The organism is Streptomyces sp. NPDC087300 (assembly GCF_044744425.1).
GTDB lineage: Bacteria > Actinomycetota > Actinomycetes > Streptomycetales > Streptomycetaceae > Streptomyces.
The window spans coordinates 646,505-663,940 of record NZ_JBIUYI010000003.1 but is presented as its reverse complement, the minus strand read 5'-3'; the positions used below and the strand labels follow the sequence as shown (position 1 = coordinate 663,940).

Annotated in this window: 12 protein-coding genes; all 12 read left to right on the top strand. The window is 73.4% G+C overall.

Annotated elements, in window-relative coordinates:
* Nucleotides 1-41 precede the first annotated feature (41 nt).
* A complete protein-coding gene (locus ACIO9J_RS13730; protein ID WP_401997393.1) occupies nucleotides 42-1,016 on the top strand; it encodes an acyl-ACP desaturase in 975 nt (324 codons plus the stop codon).
* A 114-nt stretch (nucleotides 1,017-1,130) separates the two neighbouring features.
* Complete coding sequence (locus ACIO9J_RS13725; protein WP_401998585.1) at nucleotides 1,131-8,390, top strand: amino acid adenylation domain-containing protein; 7,260 nt, start codon at nucleotides 1,131-1,133, stop codon at nucleotides 8,388-8,390.
* Complete coding sequence (locus ACIO9J_RS13720; RefSeq protein ID WP_401997390.1) at nucleotides 8,383-9,555, top strand: FAD-dependent monooxygenase; 1,173 nt, start codon at nucleotides 8,383-8,385, stop codon at nucleotides 9,553-9,555. Before ACIO9J_RS13725 ends, ACIO9J_RS13720 begins: the two co-directional genes overlap by 8 nt.
* 28 nt (nucleotides 9,556-9,583) lie before the next feature.
* Nucleotides 9,584-10,006 carry a nuclear transport factor 2 family protein gene (locus tag ACIO9J_RS13715; RefSeq protein ID WP_401997388.1) on the top strand — a complete coding sequence of 141 codons (423 nt, stop codon included), beginning with the start codon at nucleotides 9,584-9,586 and terminating at the stop codon, nucleotides 10,004-10,006.
* Between the two features lie 3 nt (nucleotides 10,007-10,009).
* Nucleotides 10,010-10,852 carry a 2-amino-3,7-dideoxy-D-threo-hept-6-ulosonate synthase gene (locus ACIO9J_RS13710; protein ID WP_401997385.1) on the top strand — a complete coding sequence of 281 codons (843 nt, stop codon included), beginning with the start codon at nucleotides 10,010-10,012 and terminating at the stop codon, nucleotides 10,850-10,852.
* Nucleotides 10,853-10,908: 56 nt separating this feature from the next.
* Complete coding sequence (locus tag ACIO9J_RS13705; protein WP_401997382.1) at nucleotides 10,909-12,078, top strand: 3-dehydroquinate synthase II family protein; 1,170 nt, start codon at nucleotides 10,909-10,911, stop codon at nucleotides 12,076-12,078.
* 9 nt (nucleotides 12,079-12,087) lie between these two features.
* On the top strand, nucleotides 12,088-13,509 hold the full coding sequence (locus tag ACIO9J_RS13700; protein ID WP_401997379.1) for a class I adenylate-forming enzyme family protein: 1,422 nt from the start codon (nucleotides 12,088-12,090) through the stop codon (nucleotides 13,507-13,509).
* Nucleotides 13,510-13,520: 11 nt separating this feature from the next.
* Entirely contained in the window at nucleotides 13,521-14,789 is a 1,269-nt protein-coding gene (gene fabV / locus ACIO9J_RS13695) for an enoyl-ACP reductase FabV (RefSeq protein WP_401997376.1), read from the top strand.
* Nucleotides 14,786-15,034 carry an acyl carrier protein gene (locus ACIO9J_RS13690; protein ID WP_401997373.1) on the top strand — a complete coding sequence of 83 codons (249 nt, stop codon included), beginning with the start codon at nucleotides 14,786-14,788 and terminating at the stop codon, nucleotides 15,032-15,034. The genes fabV and ACIO9J_RS13690 overlap by 4 nt, the downstream gene beginning before the upstream one ends.
* Nucleotides 15,024-16,229, top strand: a complete 1,206-nt coding sequence (locus ACIO9J_RS13685; protein WP_401997371.1) for a beta-ketoacyl-[acyl-carrier-protein] synthase family protein — start codon at nucleotides 15,024-15,026, stop codon at nucleotides 16,227-16,229. The genes ACIO9J_RS13690 and ACIO9J_RS13685 overlap by 11 nt, the downstream gene beginning before the upstream one ends.
* Nucleotides 16,226-16,936, top strand: a complete 711-nt coding sequence (locus ACIO9J_RS13680; protein ID WP_401997368.1) for a beta-ketoacyl synthase N-terminal-like domain-containing protein — start codon at nucleotides 16,226-16,228, stop codon at nucleotides 16,934-16,936. The genes ACIO9J_RS13685 and ACIO9J_RS13680 overlap by 4 nt, the downstream gene beginning before the upstream one ends.
* Nucleotides 16,933-17,361, top strand: a complete 429-nt coding sequence (locus tag ACIO9J_RS13675; RefSeq protein WP_401997365.1) for a PaaI family thioesterase — start codon at nucleotides 16,933-16,935, stop codon at nucleotides 17,359-17,361. The genes ACIO9J_RS13680 and ACIO9J_RS13675 overlap by 4 nt, the downstream gene beginning before the upstream one ends.
* The last annotated feature ends 75 nt before the right edge of the window (nucleotides 17,362-17,436 follow it).

The following is a 17,436-nucleotide window of genomic DNA, read 5'->3' as shown; positions in this document are numbered from 1 at the left end:
ACCCCCACCACCTCCCGACCACGAAGCGAAGAGAGAGCGCAATGCCACCCATCGACCGGTCCGACCGAGGCGCCGCACGCGCGGAGCATTCCCTCCTGGCCGAGCTCCAGCCGGTGGTGGAGGAGAACCTCCACCGCCACCACGGGGTCGCCAAGGAGTGGTTCCCGCACGAGTACATCCCCTGGAGCCAGGGCCGGGACTTCGAGGGTCCGCTCGACGGCGCGGCCTGGGCACCGGAGGAGGCCACCCTCCCCGAGGTCGCCCGCACCTCGCTCGTGGTGAACCTGCTGACCGAGGACAACCTGCCCGGCTACCACTTCGCCGTGGCCGAGTTCGGCAAGGACGGGGCCTGGGGCACCTGGGTCAACCGCTGGACCGCGGAGGAGGCCAGGCACGGCACCGCGCTGCGCGACTACCTCCTGGTCACCCGCGCCGTCGACCCGCGCGCCCTGGAGCGGGCCAGGATGGCGCACATGGAGGGCGGCTACGACCGGCCCGACAACTTCAGCGCCGTGCACGCCATCGCGTACGCCGCGTTCCAGGAGCTCGCCACCCGCATCTCGCACCGCAACACCGGCCATGTGAGCACCGATCCGGTCTGTGACGCCCTGCTCGCGCGGATCGCGGCCGACGAGAACCTCCACATGGTCTTCTACCGCAACCTCGTCGAGGCCACGTTCGAGCTGGCGCCCGACACCGCCATGGAGGTGGTCAGGGACGTCGTCATCGGGTTCGAGATGCCCGGTTCGACGATCAAGGACTTCGGGCGCAAGTCCGCGGAGATCGCCCTCGCGGGCATCTACGACCTGCGCCTGCACCACGACAGCGTGGTCATGCCGATCCTGCGCAAGCTGCGCGTCTTCGAGCGCGACGGGCTCGGCCCCGCGGGCGAGGCGGCCCGTGAGGAGCTCGCCCTGTTCCTGTCGAGGCTGGACACCCAGGCCACCTCCTTCACCGACCGGCGTGAGGGCATCAGGGCGTCCCGTGCCAAGCGAGCGGCCGCGATGGCCTCCTGAGGGCCCGCCCGATCTCTACGGCCCCTCCGTGGAGGCGATCTCCGCGGCCCCCCGTGGAGGCGGGCAGGCCCCGTCCGCTCCGTACCGGCACCTACTCGAGAACAGGACAAGCTCATCAGTACCGACAAAGTTCAGCTGTCGCCGTACCAGCGAGACATCTGGTTCGCGGAATCCCGGGCGCCCGGCAGCCCGCAGTTCAACGGTGCCGTCTACGAGCGGTTCACCGGAGCCGTCGACACCGAGCTCCTGCGCGCCTGCTTCACGCGCGTCCTGGAGCGGCACGACACCTTCCGGCTCCGCTTCGACGACGCCGACGGCGTGCCGTGCCAGTGGCTCGCCGACACCCTGCGGGACGACGGCGACCCCGTCGTCGACATCGTCGACCTCGCCGCGGAACCCGACCCCGAGGCGGCCGCACGGGCCTGGCGCGAGCAGACCATGGCCGTCCCGTTCGAGCTGCGCGAGAAGCGGCTGTTCCGCGCCACGCTGCTGCGCGAGGGCGACGACGCGGTCCAGCTCTTCCTCAAGGGCCACCACCTGCTGCTCGACGGGCGGGGAGCGGAGGTCCTGCACACCGAGCTGATGGAGGACTACGCGCGCCGCGCCCGGGGCCAGGCGCCCCGCGACCGCGGCCCCGCCCCGTCCGTGCTCACCGTCGTCACCGGCCGCGACGAGTACTTCGCCGCCCAGGAGTACGCGGACGACCGGGCGTACCACCGCAGTGAACTGGCCCTGATGGAGCCGGACTTCTTCACCCGGCACGTCCCCGAATCCGGCGCGTCGTTCGGACTGCACGCCTTCACGCTGCCGGGCGCCGTGGTCGAGAGCATCAAGGAGAGCGGCAGCACCCCCTTCGCGTACGTCGCCGCCGCGCTCGGCACCTGGCTGGCCCGGGTGCACCGGTCCACGCAGGCCGTGATCGGCATACCGCTGCTCAACCGGCGCACCCGCGCCGAGCTGACCGCCATCGCGCAGTACGCCAACACGCTGCCGCTGCGCATCGAGGTGCCCGAGGGAAAGCCGCTCGCGGACATCGCCGCCGCCGTCCAGGAGTCGGCGGGCGACCTCCAGCAGCACCAGCGGCTGCCGATCGGGGACCTGCTGCGGGAACTGCCCGCCGACGGGTCGAGGGAGCGCAGGCTCTTCGACGTCACGCTGTCCTATCTGACGCTGCGCAATCCGCTGCCGCTGGACGGCGTGGAGCGCGGGGGAGTGTCGTTCACCGCGCCACCGCACGAGCAGGAGGCCCTCGCGGTCGCCGTCGTCGCCTCCCGGGCCAGCTCCGACCTGCGCATCGAAGTGCGCTACGCCACCGACGTGTTCGACGACGACCTGACCGTCACCTCGCTCGTGGAGCATCTGACGTCGCTGATCGCGCACGCGCTCGACAAGCCCGAACTGCCCGCGGGCGAGCTGTACATGCTCGCCGCGCGCGAGCAGGAGGACCTCCAGCGCTTCGCCAGGGGCCCGCGCGTCCCGTTCGCCGACGACACCACCCTGCACGCCCTGTTCGAGGAACGGGCGGCCCGCTTCCCGGACTGTCCCGCGCTGCTCGGCGACGACGAGCAGGAGACCATCGGCTACGCCGAACTCGACGCGCTCGCCAACCAGGTGGGCCGCACCCTGCGCTCGCGCGGCGTGGGCCGCGACGACCGCGTCGCGGTGCTCATGGAGCGCGGCCCGCGGATGCTCGCCGCCGTCCTCGGCGTCCTGAAGTCCGGCGGCGCGTACGTCCCCGTCGACCCCGGCTACCCGGCGGCACGCATCGGCCACCTCCTCCAGGACAGCGCGGCCAAGGTCGTCATCACCGACGCCGAGGCCCCCGGCCTGCCCGTACCCGAGGGCACGCCCGTCTGCCCCGTCGACGACCTGATGCAGGGCCCCGCGGGCGCCCTCGAACCCGTCGCGGGCCCCCGCGACCTGGCCTACGTCATCTACACCTCCGGCTCCACGGGCCGTCCCAAGGGCGTGATGGTCGAGCACCGCTCGGTGGTCAACCGCCTCGCCTGGATGCAGCGCGCCCTGCCGATCGGCGAGGACGACGTACTCCTGCAGAAGACGCCCATCTCCTTCGACGTCTCCGTGTGGGAGCTGTTCTGGTGGGCGGTCGAGGGCGCCCGCGTGGCGCTGCTGCCGCCGGGCGCCGAGAAGGACCCGCGCCGGCTGCTGCGGAGCATCGCCCGGCACCGGGTCAGCGTCGTGCACTTCGTGCCCTCCATGCTGGGTCCCTTCCTCGACCTCCTGGAGGAGTCGCCGCGCCACCGGGCGCAAGCCGGTTCGCTGCGCCACGTGGTGTGCAGCGGCGAGGCGCTGTCCCCGGGCCGCGTCGACCAGTTCAACCGCGTCTTCGCCGGTGTCGCGGGGGCACCGGCGCTGACCAATCTGTACGGGCCGACCGAGGCGACCGTGGACGTCTCCGCCCACACCTGCCCCGCCGACCCGGCGCGGCCCGTCACCCGGGTCCCCATCGGCCGCCCCATCGACAACACGGAGCTGTACGTCGTGGGCCCCGACGGCACGCCCCAGCCCATCGGCGTACCCGGTGAGCTGTGCATCGGCGGCGTCGGGCTCGCCCGCGGCTACCTCGGCAGACCCGAGCTGACCCGGGAGAAGTTCGTGCCCGCGCCGTTCGTCGAGGGCGGCAGGCTCTACCGCACCGGCGACCTCGCCCGCTGGCTCGCCGACGGCACCCTGGAGTACCTCGGCCGCATCGACGGCCAGGTGAAGGTCCGCGGCAACCGCGTCGAACTCGGCGAGGTGCAGGACGCCCTGGCCCGCATACCCGGCGTACGCGACGCCGCCGTGGTGGACCGCACGGCCCCCGACCGCGGCACCTTCCTCGTCGGCTACTACACCGCCGGCGACGACCTCGACGCGCACTGGCTGCGCGGTCAACTGGCAGCAGAACTCCCCGAGTTCATGCTTCCCGCGCACCTCCTGCGGATCGACGCGATACCGCTGACCCCCAACGGCAAGCTGGACCGGCGGGCCCTGCCCGACCCGGCGGCGCGCCGCGGCGAGCCGGGTGCCCCGCCCCGCACCGAGACCGAACGGGTGCTCGCCGACATCTGGGCCGAGGTGCTCGGCGTGGCCCACGTGGGCGTCCACGACGACTACTACGCACTCGGCGGCGACTCGCTCCTCATGCTGCGCCTGCGCGCACTCGCCGAACGGCAGGGCGTCCACTTCTCGCTGAACGACCTCGTGTGGCACCCGACGGTCGCGGCCCTCGCCGCGCACGCCACCACCGGGCCCGCGGACACCGCCACCGAACTGCCGCCCTTCGGGCTCGTCTCCCGCGTGGACCGGGCCCGCATCACGGACGCCGTCGACGCCTTCCCGCTGACCCGGCTCCAGCTCGGCCTCGTCTACCACAGCCGCCAGAGCGAGCGGTCCGCCGTCTACCACGACGTGTTCCGCTACCGGCTCGCGACGGCCTGGGACGAGCCGCGCTTCCGCGCCGCCTTCGCCCGGCTCGCGGCCCGGCACCCCGCGCTGAGCTCCTCCTTCGACCTCGGCGGCTTCACCGAGCCGCTGCAGATCGTGCACGCGGACGCGCCCGGCGGCCTGGACGTGGTCGACCTGCGCGGCCGTACGGAGGCGGACACCGAGGCGGAGATCGACGAGCACATCGAGCAACGCCGCTACCACCGCTACCAGTTCGAGCGGGCCCCGCTGTACCTGTTCCGGGCCCATGTCCGCGACGGCGGCGTCGACCTGGTGCTCAGCTTCCACCACGCGCTGCTCGACGGCGGCAGCGTCGCCAACCTCCTCACCGAACTCCTCCAGGACTATCTGCACGCCCTGGGCGCGGACATCGAACCCGTCACGGACGACGCCCCGCCCGCCGCCGCCCACCACGTGCGCGGCGAGCGCGAGGCGCTGGCCGACCTGGCCGCGCGCGAGCACTGGACGACGCTGACGGCGGGCGCCGACGCGCTGCGCCTCGACGGCTTCGGGCCCGCCGAACCGCCGCGCGGCGAAGGCCTGGTGGTCCGGCTCGTCGACCTGCCCGACGACGTCGTGAGCCGCGCCCGGGAGCTGGCGCGAGAGCAGGCGCTGCCGGTCAAGTCCCTGCTGTTCGCCGCGTACGCCCTGACGCTGCGCCTGTTCTCCGGGGCCGACGACTTCACCACCGGACTCATCACCCACGGCAGACCCGAGCGCGCGGGCGCGGAGCGGATGGTGGGGCTCTTCCTCAACACCGTGCCCGTGCGGGTCACCGACGCCGAGGGCAGCTGGCTCGACGTGGCGCGCGAGCTGTTCCGGCAGGAGCGCGCGGGCCGCCCCCACCAGCGCTACCCGCTCAGCGCCGTCCAGGAGGACCGCGGCGCCCCGGTGCTGCACACCGCCTTCAACTACGTGCACTTCCACGTCCTCACCGATGTGCTGAGCCTGCCCGAGGTGGCGCTCAAGGAGTTCACGACCTGGGAGGAGACCGACTTCCAGCTCCTCGTCAACGCCTTCACCCACCCGGTCGACGGCGGTGTGACGCTGCGCATCGACGGCGAGGGCCGCGGCATCACGCCCGCCCAGGCCGAACTCTTCGGCGACACCTACACCGAGGTGCTGCGCCGTCTCGTCACCGAGCCCGACGAGGCACCCGACTTCGCCTTCCTCGCCGGGGATGCGACGGATGCGACGGACACGACGGACACGACGGGCACGGCGACCGGTGCGAAGGACGGCACGGCCTTCGACGAAGACGTGGTGCGGCTCTTCCTGCGCCAGGCCGAGCGCACCCCCGAAGCACCAGCCGTCTCCACCGGCGAACACGCCTGGACCTACCGGGAGTTGGCGAACCGCGCCCAGCACGTCGCCCGGCGGCTCGGCGCGCTCGGCGCCCGCCCCGGCGCCCGCGTCGGCATCGCCATGGACCGTTCGCCGGAGACGATCGCCGCGATCCTCGGCACGGCGCTGGCCGGTGCCGCCTGCGTGCCGCTGGACACCAGCTATCCGGCGGCCAGGATCGCCGCCATGGTGGCGGACGCGGCGCCCTTCCGGATCATCGCCCGCGCCACGGACGCGGGACGGCTCGGGGAACCCGCGCTGCTGCTCACGGCCGAGTCGCTGTTCGACGAAGAGCCGTCGGACGCACCGGAGTTGAGTCTCCACACCCCCCTCGCGCCGGACAGCACCGCCTACATCCTCTTCACCTCCGGCTCCACCGGACGCCCCAAGGGCGTCGTGATGCCGCACCGGTCGCTCGCCAACCTGATCGGCTGGCAGACCCGGGCCGCGAGCGCGGCCACGGGCGCCGTCACCGCGCAGTACGCGCCGCTCAGCTTCGACGTCTCCTTCCAGGAGATCTACTCCACGCTCTGCTCGGGCGGCACCCTGCGCCTGATCGCCGAGGACGAGCGCCGGGACATGCCCGCGCTCCTGCGGCTGCTCGACCGCGAGGGCGTGGCGCGGATCTTCCTGCCGTACGTCGCCCTCCAGCAGCTCGCGGAGGCGTCCGCCGCGCTCGGCGTCGTACCGCGCGCGCTGCGCGTCATCTGCTCCTCCGGAGAGCAGCTGCGGGTCACCGACGAGATCAGGGCGCTGCTCGCCGCGCTGCCCGGGGCCCTCCTGGAGAACCAGTACGGGCCCACCGAGTCGCACGTGGTCTCCGCGCACACCCTGACCGGCGACCCGGCCGCCTTCCCGGCCCTCGTCCCGATCGGCACGCCCATACCCGGCGCCGGCGTGCTCGTGCTCGACCCGCGGGGGCGCCCCGTCCCCACGGGCGTACAGGGCGAGCTGTTCCTCACGGGCGCCGCGCTCGCCGACGGCTACCTCGGCGATCCCGCGCCGACCGAGGAACGCTTCGTACGCGTCGGGCCGCCCGGCGGCGAGGTCAGGGCCTACCGGACCGGCGACCTGGGCCTCGTGCTGCCCGGCGGTGCCCTCGTCTACGCGGGCCGGGCCGACACCCAGGTGAAGATCCGCGGCTACCGCGTCGAACCGGCCGAGGCCGAGGTCGCCCTCGTGCGCGCGGCAGCCGGACTCGCGGGCGGCGGCATCAAGGAGGCCGCCGTGGTCGCCCGCCCCGACGCGGACGGATCCACCTGCCTCGTCGCCTTCCTCGTCGGCGACCCCGAGGCCGCCGACCTGGCGGCGCTGCGCGGCGAACTGCGCGCACTCCTGACGGAGTTCATGGTGCCGGGCCACTTCGAGTGGCTGCCCGCACTGCCGCTGACACCCAGCGGCAAGCGGGACGACGCGGCGCTGCGGGCCCTGCGGATCGGCCGGACGGGCCCGACGGACGGGCAGGCGCCCAGGGACGCGTACGAGCGGACGCTCGTGGGGCTGCTCGGGGACCTGCTCGACACCGAGGGTATCGGCGTCCACGACGACATCTTCGCGCTCGGCGCCACCTCGCTCACCACCATGCGGCTCGTCGTCCTCATCGAGCAGCGGTACGGCGTGACGATCCCCATCTCCGGGTTCATCGCGGCGCCCACGGTGGCCGCGCTCGCCGAGCTGCTGCGGTCCGGCGGCGCCACGCTCTCCTTCGACCCGCTGGTGCCGATCCGTGCCGACGGCGACCGGGTGCCGCTCTTCCTCGCCCACCCGATGGGCGGCAACGTGCTCTGCTACGTGCCGCTGGCCCGCCATCTGCCGGACGGGCAGCCGCTGTTCGCCTTCCAGGCGGCGGGCGGCGACCTCGGCACCGAGCCGCTGCGCTCCGTCCCCGACATCGCCGCCAGCTACATCGAGGCGATGCGCGGGGTGCGGCCCCAGGGTCCGTACGTCATCGGCGGCTGGTCCTTCGGCGGCTTCGTGGCCTTCGAGATGGCCCGCCAACTGCGCGCCTCGGGCGACGAGGTGGCCGAGGTGATCCTCCTGGACACCGTGGCGCTCGGCCCCGCCGAGGAACGCCAGGGCTACACCGATGAGGCGCTGCTCGGCTGGTTCTTCTGGGAGCTGCTCCTGCTCGGCCGCGGCGGCGACTCACCCCTTGAGGCCATCCCCGCCGAACTGACCACCCTGGACGAGAAGTTCGACTTCATCGCGCGCACCGCAGCCGACGAGGGCATCCTGCCCGCGGACAGCAACGGCTCGCTCGTCGGCAGGCTGTTCCGGGTGTACGAGGCCAACTGGCGGGCCACCCAGCACTATCAGCCCGCGCCAGGCGCCGACGACATCACCCTGGTCCGCGCATCCGAGCCGCTGCCACAGGTCCTGCGGGCGATGCACGGCGCGGGCGGCACCCAGCACACCGACCCGGCCAACGGGTGGCACACCATGACCACCGGCCACGTGAAGGTCGTCCACGTACCCGGCGACCACCTCTCGATCATGGAGGAGCCGCACGTGGCCGACGTCGCCGCGGCGGTCGCCGAACTGGCCGAGTCGAGCACCGCCGAGAAGGGACAGCGACGTGCCTGAGCGCACCAACCCCCGAGCCATCGTGATCGGAGCCGGCATCGGAGGCCTCGCGGCCGCCGTGGCACTGCGCCGCGTGGGCGTGGAGGTGGAGATCTACGAGCGGGCGCCCGAGCTGCGCCCCGCGGGCTTCGGCATCTCCGTGATGAGCAACGCGGTGGCCGCCCTGCGCGCCCTGGACATCGACCTGGGCCTGGAGAAGCGCGGCCAGACGATCCTGCACACCGAGATCATGACCGACAAGGGCCGCACGCTGCGCTCGCTGCCGCTGGAGACGGCGGGCGACCGGCTCGGCGCCCCCAGCGTCGCGATGTACCGGGGCGACCTCCAGGCGGCGCTGCTCGACGCGCTCGGCGGACTGCCCGTCTCGCTGGGCGCGGTCGCCACCGGCTACGACACGAGCGGCGACGGCGTACGCGTCACGTTCGAGGACGGCAGGGAGGCCACCGCCGACATCCTGATCGGCGCCGACGGCATCAACTCCGCGATCCGCCGGGCCGTCACCGGGGACACCCGGGCCCCGCGCTACGGCGGCTTCCTGTGCTGGCTCTCCGTCACCCCCTTCACCCACCCGAAGATCACCAAGGGGTTCAACGCCCACTACTGGGGCCTCGGCAGCCGGTTCGGCCTGCACGACGTGGGCAAGGGCCGCGCCTACTGGTGGGGCACCGTGAACATGCCCGCCGACGCCGCCCGCACCTGGGGCGGCGACAAGGACCAGATCGTGCGCGCCTACCGGGGCTGGGCCGACGAGGTGCGCGAGGCGATCAGGACCACGCCGGTCGAGGACATCGTCGCCGTACCCGCCCAGGACCGCCCGTTCCTGGAGCAGTGGGGCGACGGCCCTGTGACGCTCCTCGGGGACGCCGCCCACCCCATGCTGCCCAGCCTCGGCCAGGGCGGCAGTACCGCCATCGAGGACGCCGTGGTGCTCGCGCAGTGCCTGGCCTCGCGCAAGGACCCGGTCGCGGCCCTGCGCGCGTACGAGAACCTGCGGCGCGAGCGCACCAGGGAAATGGTGGAGGTCTCCCGCAAGTTCGGCGGTTTCGAGCAGCTGGAGAACCCCGCGCTGCGCGCCGTCCGCGACGTCTATCTGCGCTACGCCCCCCAGTCCGTGCTCTTCAAGCCGTTCCAGCGGGCCCTGACGCCCCAACTGCTCGACGAATGACCCATCGACCTGACTTACGGGAGCAGCCATGAACCACCCCGATTCCGGCGCCGAGGCCAAGAGCGTCGTGCACCGCTACCTCAAGGCTCTGCGCGAGCGTGACGCCGCGGCCATCCCGCAGCTCATCGCCGCCGACGCCGTCTACCGCATACCGGGCGACCACCCGGTGGCGGGCACCTGGAAGGGGCTCGCGGAGATCGCCGAGAAGTTCCTGCTGCCCATGGGGGAGCGCTTCGACCCGACGGCCGACTACGCGGTCGACGTCCTGCACGTCATCGCCGAGGGCGGCGAGGTGTCGGTCGAGTGCGTCACCCGGGCCACGACCCGTGACGGCGCGCCCTACGAGCTGGACATCAGCGCCCAGTTCACCGTCGAGGACGGTCAGATCCGCAGCATGCGGGAGTACTTCGACACCCAGTACTTCGCCCGTACGCTCTTCGGCAAGGGCTGAGGGGTGACCGCCGCCAGAACCCGCTTCGGCGGGAAAGAGCTCCGGATGAGCAGGCTCTCGCGAAGAGCCGACGAACGGTATCTGTTCGTTCCGTTGGACCACTCCGTCTCCGAAGGACCGGTCGCCGACGCCGTCGAGTTCGACCGGCTGCTCGGCCGGATCGTGGCGGGCGGCGCGGACGCCGTGATCGTGCACAAGGGCAGGGCGCCCAGCATCGACCCGCGCCACCTGCGGTCCTGCGCGCTGATCGTGCACCTCAGCGCGGGCACCGTGCACGCGGCCGACGAGCACGCCAAGGTGCTCGTCGGCGGCGTGGAGGACGCCGTCAGGCTCGGCGCCGACGCGGTCAGCGTGCACGTCAACGTCGGCTCCGAGACCGAGGCGGCACAGCTCGCCGACCTCGGCCGCATCGCCACCGAATGCCAGCACTGGAACCTGCCGCTGCTGGCGATGATCTACCCCAGGGGCCCCAGGATCGCCGACGCCTGCGACCCCGCCCTGCTCTCCCACGTGGTGAACATCGCCGTCGACCTGGGCGCAGACCTGGTCAAGACGTCGGCGGCCGCGCCGCTGCACCGGATGGCGGAGGTCGTGGCGAGCTGCCCGGTCCCCGTCCTGGTGGCGGGCGGACCGCAGAGCGGCGCCGACCTGAGTGCCTACGCCAGGGCCGTCCTCGACGCCGGCTGCGCCGGACTCGCCGTCGGACGGCGGGTGTTCACCAGCCAGGACCCCGAGCGCCTGGTGCGCGAGCTCGCCGACACCGTGCACGGGCCGCGCGAGCCCGCGGAGCTGGCGGGGCCGGTCCCCGGACTGCCCGCGCTGTACGGCACCGTCGCCACGGCCTGACGCCCGCGCCCGCCCCGCCCACGACCCACCCTTACCGAGCCCACCGAGGAACACACGTGAAATTCGCCTGGATCGACATCCGTTCCGTCGCCCCCGAGCAGGTCGCCGCAGTCGTCGACGCGGCCGTGCACGCCCGGCTCGACGGCATCGTGGACTCCCACTCCGAGGTGCTCGCGACCCTGCCGCCGACGGTGCGCAAGGTGCTGCTCCCCGCGGGCGCCGCGACCGCGGACACCAAGGCCAAGGCCAAGGGGGAGAAGACCAAGGACGGCAAGGCCGACGCGCCCAGGGCGGGCGAGGCCCCCGACCTGCTCGCCGTGACGATCACCGACGAGCAGGAACTCAACGCGCTGCGCCTGAAGTTCCTCGCGGGCGACAAGTCCGCCACCGCGTACGTCGAGGTGACCGACCAGCGCACCCTGGACCTCGCCTGTGGCGCGGCCACCGACCTGCCGTACACCGTCGTGCGCTTCCGTGACCCGACCAAGATCCCGCTGGAGATCGTCATCGCGGCCGCCGACCGCTCCGAGGGGCGGCTGATATGCGAGGTCGGCTCGGTCGAGGAGGCCGAGATCGTCGTCGGCGTCCTGGAGAAGGGCTCCGAGGGCCTGCTGATGGCGCCGTCCGGCGTCGACGACGTCTTCAAGCTCGCCGAACTCCTCGCCGCCAAGACCGAGCCGCTCGACCTCACCTCGCTGACCGTCGAGTCGATCGAGCACTCGGGCATGGGCGACCGCGTCTGCGTCGACACCTGCACGCACTTCGAGAAGGACGAGGGCATCCTGGTGGGCTCGTACGCCCACGGCTTCGTCCTCTGCGTCAGCGAGACGCACCCGCTGCCGTACATGCCGACCCGCCCGTTCCGCGTCAACGCCGGTGCCCTGCACTCCTACACCTACGGCGCCGACAACCGCACCAACTACCTGAGCGAGCTCCAGGCGGGCGCGAGCGTCCTCGGCGTGGGCGCCGACGGCCGGACGCGGCGGATCGCGGTGGGCCGCGTCAAGCTGGAGTCCCGCCCGCTCCTGACCATCAAGGCGAAGTCCCCCGAGGGCGTCGAGGTCAGCCTGACCGTCCAGGACGACTGGCACGTGCGGGTCCTCGGCCCCGGCGCCGCCGTCCTGAACGTCACCGAACTCAAGGCGGGAGACCAGCTGTTGGGGTACACGCCGACCGACAAGCGGCACGTGGGCTGGCCCGTCGCCGAGTTCTGCATCGAGAAGTGAGCGGGTCCCGTGGAGAGCGAACCCGACAACGCACCCCTCGCCGGCGCACTCGCGCGGGCGCTGGCGGACCGGCCCGCCGACACGGTCTGGGCACGGGCCGAAACCGAGGTGACCTGGGGCCGACTGCGCACTGAAGTCGTCGCACTGGAAAGGGACTTCGCGGCGCGCGGCATCGGCCCCGGATCGGCCGTCGCCGTACGGATGACACCGAGCTTCAGCTACCTGTGGACCGTCATCGCGCTCTGGTCCCGCGGCGCGCAGGTCGTCCTCGTCGACCCGCGCTCGACCCGGGCCGAGGTGGACAGGATGCTCGCCCTGTGCGCGCCGGGCCACCTCGTCGAATCGGGCGAGACGGGGGCGGTCCGCGTCGAGTTCCGGGACACCTGCGCGTCCCGGACCGTCGCCCGCCCCGAGGGGCGCCCGGCGCGCACCCCGCACGCGCTCATCCAGTTCACCTCGGGCTCCACGGGACACCCGAAGGCCATCGGCCGCACCGCGGCGTCCCTGCTCGCCGAACTCGACCGGTTCGCCGCCCTGCCCGAGATGCCCCGGGCCGGTGAACGGGTGCTGCTCGGCAACTCGTTGACGCACTCCTTCGGTCTGCTCGGCGGCGTGCTGCACGCGCTCCGCGCGGGCGCCACCCTGCTGTTCGCACCGGACGCCAGGCCCCGGACGCTCCTGACCACCCTCGCCGAACAGCGGGCGCACGTCCTGTTCGGCGTGCCGTTCCACTTCGAGCTGCTCACCCGCGTGTCCGACTCGGTCGCCCTGCCCGCACTGCGCCTCGCCGTCTCCGGCGGGGAGGCGCTGCGCGTCGAGGTGTACGAACGGTTCGAGGAGCGGTACGGGGTCAGGATCGGCCAGGCGTACGGCATGACCGAGACCGGCATCGCCGCCGTCGACCTGGCGGGCGCGCACCGGCCCCCGGTGGTGGGACTCCCGGCCCCGGGCATGGCACTCGAAGTACGGGCGGGCGAGCTGTACATCCGCACGGACGCCTCCCCGTACGCGTACGACGAGGGCGGCGCGGGGGAGCGGTACGCGGACGGCTGGCTGCGCACGCACGACCGCTGCCGCATCGACGCCAACGGAGTGCTCTCCCTGCACGGCAGGACCGACGCCCTGGTGGTGGTCGGCGGGCTCAAGGTCGACCTCAGGGAGGTCGAACTGGCCCTGAGCGCGCACCCCGGCGTCACCGAGGTGGTGGTGCTCTTCGAGAACGCCGTCGAGGCGTTCGTGGGTGTGCGGGACGGCACGACGGCCCGCGACCTCCAGGACTGGTGCCGCGAGCGGCTCAGCCTCTACAAGGTCCCGCGCCGCTTCGAGGTCGCCCCCGCGATCCCGCGCACCAGCAACGGAAAGCTGCTGCGCGACCGCGCTTCGCTCGTCGCCCGCATGGGCGCGGCCGTCCCGAGCGGGGCCCCGGCATGATCATCCAGCCGATGACGCACGGCTCCCTCTGCGTCAACGCCCATCCGGACGGCTGCGCCCTGCGCGTGCGCGAGGACATCGCGTACGTACGGGAGCGGCCGCTGCCCGCCGGTGCCGCGCGGCCCCGCTCGGTCCTCGTCATCGGGGGCTCGGCGGGCCTCGGCCTCGCCACCCGGCTCGTCGCCGCCGTCGGCCTGGGCGCCGCCACGCTGAACGTGTGCCGCGAGAGCCCCGGCGCGCCCGGCCGCACCGGCACCCCCGGCTGGTACAACACGGCAGCACTGGAAGGGGAGTTGGCGCGCATCGGGCGCTACGGCCGCACGGTCGTCGGTGACGCGTTCAGCGACGAGGTCAAACACCGCACCGCCCAGGCCGTCCGCGACGACCTCGGGCAGGTGGACCTGGTCGTGCACAGCCTGGCCGCGCCGCGCCGCACCCACCCCGAGACCGGCCGCACCCACCGCTCCGCGATCAGGCCGCTCGGCGCCCCCTTCACGGCCAAGACCTACGACAGCGCCACCGGCGAGGTCGGCACGGCGACCCTGGAACCCGCCTCCGAGCAGGAGATCGACGACACGGTCGCCGTCATGGGCGGCGACGACTGGCGGCGCTGGACGGACGTGCTCGGCGCCGCCGGTGTCCTCGCGCCCGACGTCACCACGCTCGCCTTCAGCTACCAGGGCAACACCGCGCTCGCCCCCACCTACCGGGCGGGCACCCTCGGCCGGGCCAAGGAACACCTGGAGGCGACCGCGCACGCCCTGGACGCCGGGCTCAGGACCACCGGCGGCCGCGCCGTCACCGCCGTGATGCGCGCGATGGTCACCCAGGCCAGCCGGGTCATCCCGGCCCAGACGCTCTACACCGTGATCCTCGGCCGGGTCATGCGCGAACGCGGCCTGGAGGAGGGCCCCGTCGCCCAGGCCCACCGGCTGCTCGGCGAACACCTCTACCCGGGCACCCCGGCGAGCAGGTCGTTCCCCGGCGCGGACGAGCACGGGCGGCTGCGCCTGGACGACCGCGAGCTGCGCCCCGACGTACAGGCCGAGGTCGACCGCAGGCTCGCGCAGGTCACCACCGAGAACATCGGGCGGCTCGGCGACCCCGACGGGTACCGCGCGCAGTGCCTGGCCCTCAACGGCTTCGGCCTGCCGGACGTCGACTACGCGGCCCCCACGGACCCCGTCCGCGACCTCGCGGAACCGATCCACGTGGCGCCTCGGGCGCCCGACACCACCAGGAGAACCGCCGTGCGGCACGAGCACGAGGCGGCCACGTGATCACGACGGACGAGATCCGCTGGCTGCTCACCCACTACTCGATCGTCCCGCTCACCCTGGCGGAACTCGACGAGGACACCCCGCTGACCCTCGACTCGCTGGCCCTGGTCTGGTTCCAGCACGCCATGGACGAGGAGCACGGCGTCAGCGTCGACCCCTACGGCGCCGACCTCGACCTCTTCACCTCGGTCCGCGGCATCCACACCTTCCTCGCCTCCCTCCAGGCGGGCACCGATGCCCGCTGAGAGGAGCGCGGCGCGCGCACCGGGCGGCACGGACGTGTGGATCACCGGGTACGACACGTTCACCGCCTTCGGCCACGGCGCCGACGCGCTGCGCGAGGGCGTGTTCGCCGGGCGGCCCGCCTTCGCCCCGGTCGAGCGCTTCGACACCGGTCCGTTCCGCAATCGCTACGCCGCGGCCCACGGCACCGGTCCCGCGCCCGCGCTGACCGGGACCGTCGTCGACTGCGCGCGCGGCGCGCTGGGCGCGGCGAAACTCGACCCGGCCGCGGTCGACGCGCACCGCGCCGCCGTACTCATCGGCACCCAGGGCGACTTCACCGGCATCCACCGCTTCTGGCAGGACACCGCGGCGGGCCGGACCCCGGACCCCGCCGACGCGCACCGCAGCTTCGCGGGCGGCGTCCCGGCAGCGGTCGCGGCCGACCTCGGATTCGCCGGTCCCCGACTCGCCTTCATCAACGCCTGCGTGGCCTCGCCCAGCGCCGTCGCACACGCCTGCCGGCTCATCGAGGCGGGGCGGGCGGACCTCGCCGTGGTCGGCGGCGGCTATCTGGTGGAGGAGGAACAGTTCGCCAAGTTCGACTCCGGGCGCACCTTCGCCAGGGACGGACGGGTACGCCCGTTCGCCCGGGGCCGCAGCGGCATGCTGCTCGGCGACGGCGTGGCCGCGCTCGTCCTGGAGTCCGGCGAGCACCTGCTGCGGCGCGGCGGCCGACCGCTGGCCCGGGTCGCCGGGTTCGGCGCGGCGGCCGACGCCCACCACGTCGTCAAGCCCCACCCCGAAGGACACGGCATGGCGCGGGCGGTCGTCCGCGCCCTCGGCAGGGCCAGGACCGCGCCGACCGGCATCCAGTACGTCAACGCCCACGGCACCGGCACCGAGATCAACGACCTGGCCGAGACGGCCGCCCTGCACGCCGCGTTCGGCACCCACGCCGGGCGGCTCATGGTCAGCTCCACCAAGAGCGTGACGGGCCACATGCTGGAGGCCACCGGCGCGGTCGAACTCGTCGTCGCCGTCATGGCCGTCGAGTCCGGCACCGTGCCGCCCACCGCGGGTTTCGACGCGCCCGACCCCGGCTGCGACCTCGACTACGTGCCCGACGGGCCGCGCCGGGCCGACCTGCGCCGGGTGCTCTCGCTGAACGCGGCCTTCGGGGGCATGAACACCGCGATCATCCTGGAGCAGCCGTGACGGTCCTCGAAGGAAGGCCCGCGCTGGCCGTGGCCGCCGCGGCGTGCGTCGGGCCCCTGGCGGCGGGCGCCGAACCGCCCGCCGTGCCCGGCTTCGTCGCCTCCGCCTTCAACCCGCTGGTCCGCGAGACGGTCCGGCGCTGCCTGGGCGAACCGGGCGCGGACAACCCCCTCGTCGGTCCCCACCCCGATACGACGGCCGTCGTGCTCGCCACCGTCGCCGGGGACGCCACGACGTCCGACCTGGCGAGCCAGCGGCTGGTCTCCGGCCGGGTGCACAACCCGCTCCTCTTCCTCCAGTCGGTCACCACCTCGATCCTGGGCCACCTCACCATCGAGTACGGCCTCACCGGGCCCGTCTCCTGCCTGGCCGCCGACAGCGGCGTCGGCGACGAGGCGCTGGACGCGGCCGAACTGCTGCTCCTGGACGACGACATCGACCAGGTCCTGGTGATCGGGGCGGAGCTGGCGCCCAATCCGCGCACGGAGGCGGCGTTCGCCCACCTCGCGGCGTCGGGCGGCACGGGGGCGCCGCCCGGGGGAGACCTGGCGGTGGCGCTGCTCCTGAGGACCGCGGGAGCGCCGGGCGTTTCCGCACCGGACACCGCCGCGTCCGACGCCTCGCCGGAGCGTGCGGGCACCGGTCACCTGGCCGCCCTCGTCCGGCACACCGACCGCGCACGGAACGCACTGGGAGCGACGCGATGAAGCAGCCGATGGACCGGATCATGGCCGACCTGCCCGCCGAGCTGGCGGCGGAACAGCTGGTGAACCGCCTGGGCATCAGGATCACCGAGTGGTCGCGCGAGCGGGTGGTCGGCACGATGCCGGTGGCGGGCAACCGGCAGCCGTTCGGCCTGCTGCACGGCGGCGCGAGCGCGGCCCTCGCCGAGACCCTCGGCTCCCTCGCCGCGGCGGCCTACGTGGCCCCCGACGGCATGCTGGTGGGCCTCGAACTGAACTGCACCCACCACCGAGCGGCCCGCACCGGCCTCGTCACCGGCGTCTGCGAACCCCTCCACGAGGGCGCCCAGATCGGCACGTACCAGGTGACGATCACGAACGACCGCGACCAACTGGTGTGCACGGCCCGTCTGACGTGTTTGCTGCGTGAGGGGAAGGGGGCGGGGTGAGGTTCCACGGGGTCTCTTCGGCGCCGATCCGCACAGTACGCGGGGCTGACCGATACCCAGACCGATGCGCTGTGG

Bases quoted from the DNA above. Each gene is read 5' to 3' on its own strand.
- ACIO9J_RS13685 (WP_401997371.1), top strand. From the start codon at position 15,024: ATGCCCGCTGAGAGGAGCGCGGCGCGCGCACCGGGCGGCACGGACGTG.
- ACIO9J_RS13730 (WP_401997393.1), top strand. From the start codon at position 42: ATGCCACCCATCGACCGGTCCGACCGAGGCGCCGCACGCGCGGAGCAT.
- fabV (WP_401997376.1), top strand. From the start codon at position 13,521: ATGACGCACGGCTCCCTCTGCGTCAACGCCCATCCGGACGGCTGCGCC.
- ACIO9J_RS13675 (WP_401997365.1), top strand. From the start codon at position 16,933: ATGAAGCAGCCGATGGACCGGATCATGGCCGACCTGCCCGCCGAGCTG.
- ACIO9J_RS13715 (WP_401997388.1), top strand. From the start codon at position 9,584: ATGAACCACCCCGATTCCGGCGCCGAGGCCAAGAGCGTCGTGCACCGC.